A 14422-nucleotide genomic window follows, 5' to 3' on the forward strand; every position below is an offset into this window, starting at 1 on the left:
ATGCTAGTTTTGATGTTTTATTTTATCGTATAATTTAACCAACGCCTCTAATAATGCTACCGGTGTGGTTAAGACTTGGTAGTGATTTTGCCCAAACATTTGCGGCAGGTAGTATTTTGCTTGTGCCTCTATTGCCAAAGCGTAAGAGTTTATACCTTGTTGATTCAATTCCCTCAATGCCTGTTTCACATCCTGTATCCCATACGTTCCTTCGTATTTATCGTAATCGTTGGGTTTTCCGTCAGAAAGCAAGATCACCCACTTATTTTTAGAGTTTCGTGATTCCAACAGTGCGCCGGAGTGCCTTAGAGCAGTTCCTATTCGCGTATATCCACACGGCTCAACAGCTCCAACCCTGTGTTTCGCCTTATTCCATTCTTCATCAAACCCCTTTAGCGTTATATAGGTGCTGTGGTTCCTGGTCTTGGAATAAAAACAATCAATGGAAAAATCCACTTTAAATTCTACCAAAATTTCCCCAAAAATAATGGAGACCTGTTTTTCCACATCGATCACCTTGTTTCCGGCGGCATATCCATCGCTGGAGAGACTGCTATCCAATAAGATAAGAATGGACAAATCCTTTTCTTTTTTTCGTTTTGAAAGATATATTTTATCTGAAGGTGTATGACCCGAATGAACATCTACAAACAGATCTGTAACAGCATCCAGATCGAGTTCTTCACCATCGGTTTGCCGCCGTTGTTGCCGGTATTTATTATTTACCGATGTAAGCATTTTACGAACTCCCATCAAGGTGGACGTGTGAAGCTTAAGTGTTTGTTTGTAATAATCGCTATTGGTTTCCGCTTGGATTTTAGGATATACCTTACAAAAATTAGGTTTATACGTACGTTTGTTATAATCCCACTCATCATACGAAAAATACTGTGCTTCCGTAAGGATCTCTGCACTTTCTGAAATAGTTGTATTTTCAATAAATTCGGCTTGATAGATCGAATGTGTAGGGTCATCGACCCGTACCGTATTTTTCATGTGTAAATCTTCCAAGGCGTTGGCATGCTCGTCCAGATCATCGTCGCCGTCAAAATCACGCCAGCCTCCTTCCCATTCTTCAGCAGTTTCCACTTTTTCAAAATTATGAGTGAGCACATAATCTTCCTGAGCCTTTTTATCTATTTCCAGAGAGACGATCTCTTCTACGGCATTGGCTTTTAGAATGGTATTGATCTCATCTTGGATAGCTGTTTTTACTTTTTCTGAAATATTCTGAAGTGCTTTCTTCTTGGTCACTTCGGGATCGTTCTGCATCCACTTTCCGTAGAGAAACGTATAATCAGCCTTCATTTTTTCTGAAGCTTTTTTCTGAAAAAGTTCCAACAATGCATCGTGAACCGGCTCTACCATTGGGAATTGGTGAAAAAGTTCTGCTAACACCATTTCCGAAGTATCCAACGCATTCTCCCGAGCCTCTTCCAGTGTGTGCTCCTGTTCCGACATATAATTGAGTTGTAAATCCATTTGAATGGACAGATATAGCACGCGGTAGAGATAAAAACTGGTGTTTTGAGCCGTTGTCTCGAATAGCGCGAAGCGTTCAGGTAGAAAGAAATTGGTATTCTTATACCCCCCTTCCCGTTCGGCGGGATAGATCTCTATGGAAACTCCCGTAATTGCCCTGGCAATAAGGGCAAGGCGGGGTTTTATTTCCTCCAACTTTACGGCATACGCAATTGAATCCTTGGCGTTCTTCTTCCGGGTTTTAAGGAATTTAGCAACTTTCGAAAATAGAAATTCATCTGGTTCGAACATAGAAAACACATTTAGATCATAAGATCACACAAGTCTGAAAGGGCTTCTGTAATCTCTAAATCGTCGGTGAGCGGTTCAATCACTGCAACACGTACCGATAGGCGTTTGGGTAAACCGGAACCAATTAGTTTTGCCGCATCCACAAGTAATCGCGTCGAAACAGTTTCTGTAAGACCTAGTTCTGTAAGGTTGCGGATTTTGTTAGCGATGTGAACCAGTTTTTTTGCGATCGGCCTATCGATCCCGGTTTCAATGGTAACGATTTCCGCTTCATCCTGAGGATTGGGATATTTGAAAGGAATCGCTACAAAACGTTGTCTAGTGGAGGGTTTCAGCTCCTTGAAACCTTTTTGATACCCGGGGTTAAAAGAAGCCACCAGCATAAAATCCGGGTGCGCCGAGATCGTAATTCCCAATTTATCAATATGGAGTTCTTTACGGTGATCGGTAAGTGAATGGATGGCGACGATTACATCGGGACGCGCTTCGGCTATTTCATCTAAATACAATATAGCGCCTTCTTTTATGGCACGTGTTAATGGCCCATCGATCCATATTGTTTCGGCTCCTTTAATTATGTAACGCCCTATAAGATCTGTTGAAGAAGTTTCTTCATGACAGGAAATGGTAATCAGCGGACGTTCGACTTCATGAGCCATAAATTCGACAAAGCGGGTCTTTCCTGTCCCGGTAGGACCTTTAAGAAGTAAAGGTAGTTTATTGATAAAAGCTTGTCTAAAAACATCCATTTCCTTGCCCGTTGCCTTATAAAAAGGTTGTTTCTGTTCCGGCTGTGAATTCTCGGGGGTAGTGATCGTTTTTTTTTCGTTTACTGAAGCAATGTTTGTCATATTGTATATTTTAAAAAAAGGCCCAAATTAATTATCGCATTGAAAGGAGACATTTTAGGTTTAGGTATATTGATAATTATCTCAAGCCTTTTTAAGTCAATAATTCTATCCATCTATCTTTTGGAGTGCTTCGTTATTGGGACGTCCATGTTTCACGAAGTCTATAATGTATGTCGTTATTCCTACGGCGAACAAGGTTGCGCAAAGTATGAGCACGACAAAGTGAATACTAATCTCTTCTTGTACTTCCATAAAATCCATCTTAAATTTTCGTTCCAAATAAACTTGAGCAACTCCTGCAACACCAAACGCTACCGTCATCCCGATCATGCCAATATTGGCCGTCCAAAAAGCGAGTCGGCCTCGTACTCCGTCGTATAATTTGCGACCTGTCATATTTGGAAGCGAATAACTTATAATGGCCAGAACGATCATAGCGTAAGCACCCCAAAAAGCAAGATGCCCATGCATGGCAGTAACTAGTGTACCATGTGTATAAATGTTGGTTTGTGGCAGCGTATGAGCAAAACCTAATAGTCCCGCTCCAACAAAAGATACAATTGCAGAGCCCAGGGTCCAAAAAAGAGCAATTTTATTTGGATGCTTCTTTTCGCCTTTTCGGTACATATTAACAGCAAACAATGCCATGGCAAGGAATGCCAACGGTTCTAAGGCCGAAAATATACCCCCAACAATGATCCAGATCTTATTCACACCAATATAATAATAGTGATGACCTGTTCCTAAGATACCCGATAGGAAAGTAAGTCCTACGATCACATAAAGCCATTTTTCAATCACCTCTCGGTCAACCCCCGTTAATTTAATTAAGAGGAATGAGAGAATACCTCCCATGATTAATTCCCATACACCTTCAACCCATAAGTGGACAACCCACCAACGGAAAAAGGAATCTGTCACCTGACTGTCGAACGGAAGCATTCCGGGTAAGTATAACAAGGCAGCAAATAGCAATCCCATTGTAAGCACCAGAGCCGTGGTTGTCTTTCGTTTACCTTTAAAAAGGGTGATTAAGATCAAGGTTAGGAACAATAGAACATTTACAACAACAAGATAATCCAGTTGCCGTGGTATTTCAAGGAATTTACGTCCTTCCCACCAATTGAAGTGATACCCAACAATAGCGGTTACCCCTACTAGAGCAAGAGAGATAAGTTGCACATAAGCTAATTTTACACTTACAAGCTCACGCTGGGCTTCTTCGGGGATAATATAATATGCTGCTCCCATAAAACCTGATAACAGCCAAACTACCAATAGGTTTGTGTGAACAGCTCTTGCTGTATTGAATGGAATAAACTCATGTAAGCCATCCATGCCAATTCTGGCAAAACCCATAATGAAGCCGTATGTAAGTTGTAAAACGAGGAGTAGCATGGACAATGCAAAGAACCAATACGCTACTTTTTGCGATTTGTATTTCATGATTTTTAGTTTAGTTTGTGTCTATTGATTTTTCATCTTTCGCAAGGGGCGATACCACGCGATCAAAACCATTAAGGTCGATGTCGCCTATCCAATCCAAAAATGCGATTACATCCATAGCTTCTTCTTCAGAAAAACCATAGGCGACCATTTTCCGACCGTTGGGAGCCCATGGATTGGGTGTCATGAGAACCGCTTTCACGTATCCTTCCCCTCGTCTATCCATAACTTTGGTGAGCTCGGGAGCGTAATAAGCCCCCTCTCCTAGAATAGTATGGCACCCCATACAATTGTTTGTTTCCCATATTTCTTTTCCACGCACTACGCTATCTGTAATAGCTTCGTAATTGGTTTGATCTTGGTCCTTACTGAAAGAGAAAATGGTGAGTCCGATGAACACTAAAAAAGTGACTAATGTCCCTCCGAGAAAAAAGGCTCGGGCTTGTTTTTTTGACAACATAGAAATCGAGTTATTAAATTATAAAAAGACCTTTTTATCTTTTTACAAAGATTTGATATTTTTTAAGTTTTAAATTATGACTAAAATCATTTCAGAAAATTTACTTTCAACTAAAAAGAATTGAAAGACCCAGTTTTCCTCACGATTAATCGATGTTTGGATGGTGGGTTACTTGCTCCGCTGTCTTTGGACGTAATGAAGAAAGCACTCCTACTCTATGTTCATTGAGCGCATTCTTTCGATTTTGTTTGTGGTAGTGTCTTAAGCCATGTTCCCTTTGTCGTCCCGAACTAAAACTAGAAACGCGTTTCAAGTAACCGATCACTCTTGTAGCGTGGTCGACATCCACCGAACCGCATTTTGAACAGCTATAAAGCGTTCTTTTATCGATGTGTTCACAATCATTGCAAAGGGTGATCCTGATATTAAAGCAAAAATAATTACATCCGGCGGCGGCAGTAGCGTGAATCAGTTTTACAAAGCCTTCTGCCGTTGGGGTTTCCTCTAGGTTAAGGTGGAGTGCGGAGCCTCCGTCGAGATATTGAATGATTTCTTTTCCGTGCAGAATGATCTTATCCAATGAATTTGTTTGTTGATCTTCAACGACATAGAAATAAGAATTGTAACAATCCCTAGGAACAAAAAAACCATCCTCCCGATCCCATTTCGCGTTCTTTACCCCTAAATTCTCAGCCGGCACGAACTCTGTATTGAACATATACCCATAGGTTTCTTTGGCTGCTTTATTTTCGTTATAGATGGCTTTAAGATAGGTATTGACAAACTGTTTATAGGTACTGTTATTTTTAACTTCAATACCTAAACTTTCGGCCGCTTCTACCATCCCATTAATACCAATGGTTAAGAATTGTTTGTCTAGCGAAATAAACCCTGCGTCATAGACAGGTAATAAGCCCGATGCCTCATATTCTTCAATTAACTTACGGTAGGCCACTTGGTATTGATGGACCTTTCGTACTTCTGTAACAATATCTGCTCCTTTTTGGATAAGTCTATTCATATTGAGGGTGATCACATTAATAGATCCTGTTGCAACGCCTCCGGCCCCTAAGGAATAACTAAAGGTATTATCACTTATCTCATTCCGAAGTCTGCAACAAGATGCCAAGCTGTCGGCGTTTTCAGATTGATAGATAAAAAAAGAATTTCCTTCGCTTAACTCCTGTGCACACATAGTCGTAAATTCTGTATCCACAGGTGCTCCATTTTGCACCAACATCGCAGCCGTTACTACGGGAAAGGTGAGTACAGCCTTGTTTCGCTCTTCGTTGAACCATTTCATAAAAAAGGTTTGTAAGCGCTTTACACTCTCCCATTCAGGTCTTACCATATCCGGAAAGACAAAGGCTCCAAACATGCTGTTAAAATAGGCTTCGTCGTAGAGTGAAATATTCCAAAACACCGATTGGTAACCACGTGCCGCAGCGGGTTGATTTATCGCGTAGACCACATGCTGAAGGTGATTCTCCACTGTTTTTGTATGTGTCGATACATAATTGGCGCCATAGTCTTTCTTCGCAAAGTGATCAAAATACAAGAGAAATTCTACGGTCGCTAACGCACCGGCAAATTGGGAACTCACTGCAAACACAAGATTAACGAACTCCCCGCAAAAACTTTCTAAGTGTTTTGGCGCCTTGCTCTCCCCTCCCATTTTAGTAAGTCCGTCAAGCAAAAAAGGATACATGCTTATACTTACACAATACGGTTTCAAAGAAGTCTCATCGTGGACATATATTTCATGGTTTTCAATTTGTCGCAGGTATTCTTTTGCACTAGCTTCTCCAAAAAGTTGCGAAATTTTACGCGCCACCAATGCCCTATTTACTTGAATATTGATGTCTTTATTTAATTCGGCCTCCATAGTGGCAATATTCTTGGAGGTAACATTGGCATTGGCATCTACTTTAGAGCCATCGGCGGCATTAGAGGATTGAATGTACTGATCAATAAAACTGATTTTTTTTGCCACCTGAGTATCGGTAAGTCGTATCATGTTATTAGTTTTTGGTGAATAAATGATTGAGGTTTCTGTTGGTTTCTACTTCTATAAATCGCTGATTGGTTTGAGGGCTGTCAAGACCTCCCAATGTGGGATCCCATTTACCTGTCTTGATAAAATCCAACTGTTCCAAAAGCATCGTATCTACGTTTTCCTCTCCGGTATAAAGACAGGTCTTATACCCTTCTCTCTTTGCTATTTTAAGAAGTTTTAGGAGCTTTTCTCCATGCCATTCCCCGCCCATAAAAATGACACAGCTGGCAAAGCCCTTGTACCTATATACTGTCTGGGCAAACAACTTCTTAGTAAGGGGTGTCCCGTTACTTAGTTTCCAAAGGAAGGGAGAATGACAGCCGTCGCAACGTAACCGGCAGCCGGTAATGGAATAACACAAACTAATCTCCCCGGGAACTTCCTGTAAAACAACTTGAAAATCGTGATAACGCATATTTAAGTATAAAAGATCTTTTTATCTTTTATAAAATTAAATAAGATTAACGGAGGTTTCAAGTGCGAGGTTCGAGAGTTATTAAGAGGGTTATTAACAGAAAGGTTTGTCTGTCACAAACGCTGACAAACAAACCTTTAACCGTATAAATTAAGGAATCTAGGTAAGATCTCTGGATTTCTCCAATTACTGTAGATTGAATCTATTGAATGCTTCCCGCTCCAAACTTTCCCTATGGTCGGGATGTGCAATGGAGATCAACGCTTGGGCACGTTGCTTTAAACTCTTTCCAAAAAGATTCACGATTCCATACTCAGTGACAACATAATGAACGTGAGCTCGGGTCGTGGTGACACTGGCTCCTTCCTTTAAGAAGGGGGTTATCTTAGACAGTCCTTTGGTAGTGACAGAAGGCATGGCAATTATTGGTTTTCCTCGTTCGGAAAGGGACGCACCTCTTATAAAATCCATCTGTCCCCCCACACCCGAATATTGATATGCTCCTATCGAATCTGCACAGACCTGTCCTGTAAGATCGATCTCTATGGCACTATTGATGGCAGTTACTTTAGGGTTTTGCCTAATGAGGGCGGTATCATTCGTATATCCTGCTTCCTTAAAATGAACAATAGGATTATCGTCCACAAAATCGTAGAGTTTTTGGGTTCCCATGGCAAAGCAGGTAACGATCTTTCCGGTCTTGATCTCCTTCTCTTCCCCGGTGACGATCCCTTTTTCCACCAAGGGTAGCAGTCCGTCACTAAACATTTCGGTATGTATTCCCAATCGTTTATGGTTCATTAGATTGCTTAATACAGCGTTAGGTATGTTGCCAATTCCCATTTGCAAAGTAGCGCCATCTTCCACCAAACTCGCCACGTGTCTTCCAATGGTCGCCTCTATTTGTGAAGGCGCCCCCAAAGGGGAAGCGTGTATAGGCGTATCGACCTCAACAGCATAATCGATACTATTGACGTGAATAATTCCGTCACCATGGGTTCTTGGAACCATCGGATTGATCAATGCTACTACTTTCTTTGCAGTTTGTATCGCCGGAAGGGTAATATCCACCGAAACGCCCAATGAACAATACCCGTGTTTATCGGGAAGTGAAACCTGTATAAACGCCACATCCAGCGGAAGGATTTTTCTTCTAAACAACCAGTGAATCTCACTCAGAAAAACTGGAATATAATCCCCTGTGTGTGTGGCAACACCTTTTCGAACATTTTCCCCTACAAAACAGCTGTGTAATTTAAATGCATTACAATAAGGCTGCCGTGTGTATTTGGCATCACCATGCGTGTGAATTTGAATGATTTCAATATCTGAAAGCTCTTCGTATCGATCACATAAAGCATCAATCAAAAGATTGGGGGTCATTGCGGCTCCTTGAAAGAACACACGGTTTCCGGGTTGTACAATTGAGACAGCTTCAAGCGGTGATACTAAAGTAAGTCCTGTATAAGGGGTGGAATGCATAACCATTAATTTTTTGGCAAAGATTCCATTTCACTCCCTTTCAGGCAATGATATTGCTCATATCTAGAAATCTTTCCGCTTTGCTTTCCGCTGAATGATCCATGTTGGAATCACCACCCACAACAACAGCATCACAATAGAGATGATCACGCCAAAACTGGTTCCGAAGAATTTCTGAAATACCGCTCCCGTATATCCCAAAAGGGCCGAAATATCAAGCTTCAGCAGAATAAGTACACGCGACAGATCAATAGGATTTGCCATGGTACCGATTAGTGAAAAGCTATCTAATGGATATTCTTCAAAGGCGATCAAAGACATCAAAAAGATTCCGTCATAGATCACTGCCATGAACAGCCACAGCAAAATAGCATACCCGAATCCTTTAATCTTATTTTCATTGGACAGTGCGATCATAAAAGCCAGAGCAGTAAAGATCAGGGTTAAAAAGGTTCCGGTGATAAGCAGTAATGAAAAGTCCCAAATGGCATTGGACCTGAATATACCGTAAAATATAAATGGTACTCCTAGTCCAATGATCAAACTCATGGAGAGTGAAAGCGCGACACCCAAATACTGACCCAAAAATATGGAAGTACGTTTTACAGGCTGTGCTAAGAGAAGTTCGGTAAACTCTTTCGAATTGTAATAATACATCACGCCAAAGATGGTTCCAATTAGCGGGACTAATACAATGATCACATTCATAAGGGTGATCACTGCTTTGGACAGATCGTTATTGAGAAAAAGCAGGACAACGCCTAACAAAAGGTAGAATGCGAAGTACACGTAACTCCAACGGCTCCGCATGAGATCGTAAAAACTATATTTGAGAATTTTAATCATAGCTCTGTTGTAAAATCGACGCAATGGCGTGTTCAAAATCGGGTTGCTGAGTTTGCTCCTTCAATTGTGTGATACTTCCTTTAAAATAGATCTTTCCTTCGAGTAGAAAAACAATATCGTTGGTTACCTGTTCCACAAAACTCATTATGTGTGAGGTGATAAGTATGGTCTTCCCTTTTTCCTTTTCTGAATTGATCAAATCCTTTAATCGCAATAATGATATAGGGTCGAGTCCGGAGGTAGGCTCGTCGAGGATAAGGAGCGGACTATCGAACATAAAGGCTAATACGATATTTACCTTTTGTTTAGTTCCCCCGGAAAGATTGCCCAGCTTCTTTTTTAAGAAAGGCTGCAACTTAAAAAGTTCAATAAGCCGCAAGTCGTCTACATTTTCTTTGCCACGAAGGTCCTTAATCATATTGATGAGTTCCTGAACCGTAAGATTAGAAGGAAAGTTAGCGATCTGTGGAAGGTAATCGATCTTATGACGATACTTCCAGTCCTTTTTAATAGGTTTACCTTCAATTTTTATTACGCCCGAATTTGGGATGACCATCCCCAAAATACTTTTAATAAGGGTGGTCTTTCCCGAGCCATTGGGACCCAGGATGGCAAAGATCCCGCCCTGCTCTATTTCCAGATCCACGCCTTGTAGCACTTGGTTCTTTCCAAATTTTTTATGTAAATCTTGAACTTTAATCATGGGATATCAATTTCATTTTGGGTGCTGCATCCACTAAGTTGTCCGGGGTGAAGACCGGTGAAACTTTTTCAGAAAAATCTATAATATCGATGAACAAGCTCCGCAATAAAATAATGGCTTCCGGAGTTCTGTTCACCACGTAAGAGAATAATTTTACCGGACGGTACGGTACATCTCCGATACCATCTTTATTAAGGTCGTAGCCGGTATAATTGCTCCAATAGTTATTACTGAACTTATTGTCGTTGAGCTTGCTGTTATACGAAAGATCGAAAGAGTTATACAAAAAATTATTCTCTGTAAAAAGATTGGCATAACACGCGCCTCGGGATTTAATGGCCCATCCGTTATTGATGAAGTCATTGTCCTTATAGTTCACCCGGTTGGAACCCTCTATGTTAATGCCTACGGTATTACTTTCAAATACATTGCCTACAATTTCAGAATCGTTGATTTCCTTTAATAAAATTCCGAAGGAAGCAGACCCCCAATTATCTTTAAAGATATTATCATACATCTCAATTTTTTTAGAGAACATTACGGCAACCCCTGCGCCGTTATTCTGAAAGGTATTCCCTTGATATATATCATCGTTGGAAAACATAAAATGCAGCCCATACCTAATATTGTGCGAACTTGTATTGTTGGTGATCTTGCAAAAGTCTGAAAACTCCAAATAGATACCATCCCTCACGTGGGTGATTATGTTTTGATCTACCTCAATATTATTGCTGTACCACAATTGAATTCCATTACCCGAATTGTACTCTTCTTTGGCATCCCCTATAATCTTATTATGAAAAACCTTGCCATCACTAGCCTTTTCAAGATAAATTCCGAAGAAAAGCTTTTCTAAGACCAAATTCTGGAGGATAAAATTCTTGCTTTTAACCACCCGCACGGCGGCATAATCTTCGGTGTAACTGGTTCCCACATTAATAATAAACAGGCCGTCCAGCGTAACGTTATCAGCAAGGATCTTAATGATCTCCCCTTTGTTCTGTCCGTCGATCACAGGATAATTGTCGCCTAAAAGGGTAAGGGGTTTATCAATAATAATATTATATTCCTTATAAGTCCCTTTTTGTATCAAGACAGTGTCAAAGGGTTGTGCTATTTGCACCGCTTCCCGAATACTCTTATAGGAGCAGGTAGCACAAACTTCCAATGTATTGGCAAAAAGAAAAGGGATACCCGCCAAGAAAAAAAGAATGCTATGTATCAGTGGATTTTTCAAAAAACCTGTAAATAAAGTGACCATGTTAAAATTTTGAAACTTGATCTTGTATCTCGTCCCACGTATACAGAGTGCCGCCTTTCTCTTGCTGCAGTTTCCGGGCCACTTCGTTTGATTCCAAAGCAGATAGATTGGCTCTCATGGGGCTGGGAATATTTTCAGAAATAATAAAGGTGGCCTTTGTGGCATCAATAAGTTTTTCAGGTTGTGCATAATCCGTAACAAGATAGAGTTCCACTTCCATATCGTTCTCTTTCATAAAATGAAACATGCATTCTGCCGCATCAAACTTATACGCTTTTCCTTTATTGGTAACCAATTGGGCAGCATGTTGCCTATCGACAATGGTCATACTACAATAGACACAACCGTCTTCTCCATAGTGTATTTCTTGTGGTTTAATGGTACAGGAAATACTAAGGAAAGAAATAAGTAATATGTAAAAAATTGTTCTCATGTCTTAGGTGTATCAATTTAAGCTTTTAAACCTTTTACCCACAAAGTATGCTACTAAAGACAGGGCCATCCCTGCAGCTAAAAAGTAAGCCCCTAATTGCGGATAGCTGTGCGCCTTGAAATTAAGAATATCTTTGGTTCCAAACAACGGCGGTTGAAAACCCATTACGGTACCGTCCTTATTGGTGAATTTTAGAATAGCCTTAGGGTCCAGGTTATGTCCGTAGTCGTGTTCCCATAGATAGAAATCGTAGATCCCAGCTGCGGCCAATACGAACATGAGCAGGAACCATCCCAGGAACCATTTGTAATTTGCTTTTAATGCAATAAATAACCCTAATACACACATTATAATGATCACCACGGGAAAGATTTGAAATTCGGGAATACTTTCCGGTATGTACTTCATGCCCACGTAATGGTTCATGAGGTTGATGTTCTTTATATCATGGGGATTTGTGTCTGCAAAATCATTGATGTAAATATCCATACCCAATGGAGTTGGATATTGTGGTGCTTCTAGAGTTATATTCCAAAGCGGGAAAAGAAACAGCCCTAAGATCAAGACGGCTGAAAGTCCCATAAGTATACGCGATTTTATCATGACATTTTATTTTAATGAAAGACGGGAGCAGTCGAAAACTCCCGTCTTTGTATGGAAATACCACTAATCACTACGCAAATGTATTTCCGCTATTAACAACTAATTAATCCTCTCCCAATGACCAGCTCAACTCGAGCGGTGACGAAGCGGGAGATACTCTTACATAACCTTGCATCTCTTGGTGTAGTGCAGAACAGAAGTCGGTACAATAGAATGGCCATACCCCTACCTGTTTCGGCTCCCACACAAAGGTTTCGGTTTGTCCCGGCATGATCAACAGCTCAGATGTGTTAGCACCAATCATACTAATTCCGTGTGGTACATCGTAATCCTGCTCTAGGTTGGTCACGTGGAAATACACCTTATCCCCAACCTTAATCCCTTCTATATTGTCCGGGTTAAAGTGACTGCGTATCATGGACATGTATACATGGACTTCGTTTCCGTTACGTTCCACACGAGCTTCCGATTCCGATTTGATACCATACTTGTGTTTGTTTTCCTCGATCTTAAAGATCTTCTTAGAGTTCTTCATTACCACATCGGCTGCGATACCTGCTGCATAGTGGGGCTCCCCTATGGTTGGGAAGTCCAACAACAGTTCCATTTTCTCTCCGGAAATGTCGTATAATTGAGCCGACTGGGTGACCTCGGGTCCTGTGGGCAGGTATCGGTCTTTGGTGATCTTGTTCATAGCCACCACATACTTACCTGAAGGCTCTCTCGAATTTCCACCCGGGATCATTAAGTGACCTACAGAGTAATAGCATGGTTGTCTATCGACTACTTCCCAAGTTCCTAATTTCCATTTCACCACTTCAGAAGAAATAAAGAAGGTGGTATATGCATTTCCTTTATCATCAAATTCAGTGTGTAAAGGTCCTAATCCTGGTTGTTCAACCACGCCTGCCAGTACATCCTCGAATTTTAAAATAGGGATACCGTATGCTTCTCCGTCAAACTTCTTATTCTCGATAGCATCTAGCATCTTGGTGAAGGAGTGTATTGTTAGATTAGCAGATAATTTTCCGTTTCCAACGATGTATTCTCCTGAAGGATCTACGTCACAACCGTGAGGTGATTTAGGCGTTGGCAAAAAATACACAGCTCCCGGAACCTCGGTTGGATCTATCACCAACACCTCCTTCTTCATGGTAGACGTTGCTGTGTGGGTTTCCTCGTCATACACATTATGAGCGTAATTAGTAGGCATTTTAGTACCCCCACCATTGTTCACATATTCTTCAATTTTCTTCCAGTTCACAGCAGCAATGAAATCCTTATCATTTTGAGAAGCATTCACTTCCAATAAGGTATTTGCCTCTTCAGAATTATAGGTAGTAAAGAAGAACCAACCGTGTGATTTCCCTCTTCCGGGATGCGAAAGATCGTAATCGAATCCGGGCATTAACAACTGGAATTTTATATCCATGCCTCCGTCTTCCGGATCTACACTAATAAATGATAATGAGCCTTTAAAGTTCCCTTTATAGTCCTTAATAGGCATATCCCGTTGCGGGATGGGCACCGAAAAACGTGTTCCTGCCACTACATACTCCGTATTCTCGGTTACGAACGAAGAGCTGTGGTTACCGGCACTGTTAGGTATCTCAATGATCTCGGTCGTTTCAAAGGTCGTGAGGTCAATCTTTGCGATACGCGGTGTATTGTTACCATTAATGAACACCCAACGGCCGTCTAGAACCCCATTGGTTTGAGAAATATCCGGGTGGTGCGCATCGTCCCATGGCACAAATCCGTGAGATGTGTTTAACATGGGTTTGGTCTCTTCATTGTATCCCCAGGCTTTTTCGGCATCTTGTGAAAATACAGGAATGACCTTGAACAATCGTCCGGACGGCAAACCGTAAACCGAGAGCTGCCCGCTAAAACCTCCGGAAATAAAGGCATAGTACTCATCGTATTCTCCCGGCGCCACGTAGACCTTCTCTGCAGCGTTGGAGCTCAGGGCTCCTTTATTCTTGTTACTGGATTCACTATTGTTACAGCTTATTATCCCAAAGAGGACCACAAACGACAATAGTATGTTAAATGATTTTTTCATGATAGTATTTGATTAAATGGTTGTTTTT

At 41.1% G+C, this 14422-nt stretch carries 13 protein-coding genes; all 13 read right to left on the bottom strand.

Going from position 1 to position 14422, the window contains the following annotated elements; all coding sequences use genetic code 11:
* Positions 1-3: 3 nt before the first annotated feature.
* Positions 4-1773: a VWA domain-containing protein gene (locus AACZ11_RS02295; RefSeq protein ID WP_290627725.1), complete on the bottom strand. Its 1770-nt coding sequence runs from the start codon at positions 1771-1773 to the stop codon at positions 4-6.
* A gap of 11 nt (positions 1774-1784) precedes the next feature.
* Positions 1785-2624, bottom strand: a complete 840-nt coding sequence (locus AACZ11_RS02300; RefSeq protein WP_290627727.1) for a CbbQ/NirQ/NorQ/GpvN family protein — start codon at positions 2622-2624, stop codon at positions 1785-1787.
* Between the two features lie 105 nt (positions 2625-2729).
* Positions 2730-4070, bottom strand: coding sequence for a cbb3-type cytochrome c oxidase subunit I (locus AACZ11_RS02305; protein WP_290627729.1), 1341 nt, complete (start codon positions 4068-4070; stop codon positions 2730-2732).
* 10 nt (positions 4071-4080) lie between these two features.
* A complete protein-coding gene (locus AACZ11_RS02310) occupies positions 4081-4530 on the bottom strand; it encodes a cytochrome c (protein ID WP_290627731.1) in 450 nt (149 codons plus the stop codon).
* A 145-nt stretch (positions 4531-4675) separates the two neighbouring features.
* Positions 4676-6547 carry an anaerobic ribonucleoside-triphosphate reductase gene (gene nrdD / locus AACZ11_RS02315; RefSeq protein ID WP_290627733.1) on the bottom strand — a complete coding sequence of 624 codons (1872 nt, stop codon included), beginning with the start codon at positions 6545-6547 and terminating at the stop codon, positions 4676-4678.
* A 4-nt stretch (positions 6548-6551) separates the two neighbouring features.
* Entirely contained in the window at positions 6552-7001 is a 450-nt protein-coding gene (gene nrdG, locus AACZ11_RS02320; protein ID WP_290627735.1) for an anaerobic ribonucleoside-triphosphate reductase activating protein, read from the bottom strand.
* Positions 7002-7187: 186 nt separating this feature from the next.
* Positions 7188-8483, bottom strand: a complete 1296-nt coding sequence (locus tag AACZ11_RS02325) for an acetyl-CoA hydrolase/transferase C-terminal domain-containing protein (protein WP_290627737.1) — start codon at positions 8481-8483, stop codon at positions 7188-7190.
* Positions 8484-8546: 63 nt separating this feature from the next.
* Positions 8547-9329, bottom strand: a complete 783-nt coding sequence (locus AACZ11_RS02330; RefSeq protein WP_290627739.1) for an ABC transporter permease — start codon at positions 9327-9329, stop codon at positions 8547-8549.
* Positions 9322-10032 carry an ABC transporter ATP-binding protein gene (locus AACZ11_RS02335; protein WP_290627740.1) on the bottom strand — a complete coding sequence of 237 codons (711 nt, stop codon included), beginning with the start codon at positions 10030-10032 and terminating at the stop codon, positions 9322-9324. Before AACZ11_RS02335 ends, AACZ11_RS02330 begins: the two co-directional genes overlap by 8 nt.
* Positions 10025-11293: a nitrous oxide reductase family maturation protein NosD gene (locus tag AACZ11_RS02340; RefSeq protein ID WP_290627742.1), complete on the bottom strand. Its 1269-nt coding sequence runs from the start codon at positions 11291-11293 to the stop codon at positions 10025-10027. Before AACZ11_RS02340 ends, AACZ11_RS02335 begins: the two co-directional genes overlap by 8 nt.
* A 1-nt stretch (position 11294) precedes the next feature.
* Positions 11295-11726, bottom strand: a complete 432-nt coding sequence (locus tag AACZ11_RS02345; protein ID WP_290627744.1) for a nitrous oxide reductase accessory protein NosL — start codon at positions 11724-11726, stop codon at positions 11295-11297.
* Positions 11727-11738: 12 nt separating this feature from the next.
* Positions 11739-12329 (bottom strand): hypothetical protein, encoded by a 591-nt coding sequence (locus AACZ11_RS02350; RefSeq protein ID WP_290627746.1) that lies wholly within the window; start codon positions 12327-12329, stop codon positions 11739-11741.
* 103 nt (positions 12330-12432) lie between these two features.
* A complete protein-coding gene (gene nosZ, locus AACZ11_RS02355; RefSeq protein WP_290627748.1) occupies positions 12433-14394 on the bottom strand; it encodes a Sec-dependent nitrous-oxide reductase in 1962 nt (653 codons plus the stop codon).
* Between the last annotated feature and the right edge of the window lie 28 nt (positions 14395-14422).

It is taken from the genome of uncultured Altibacter sp. (assembly GCF_963972995.1).
In the GTDB taxonomy this organism is placed as follows: Bacteria; Bacteroidota; Bacteroidia; order Flavobacteriales; family Flavobacteriaceae; genus Altibacter.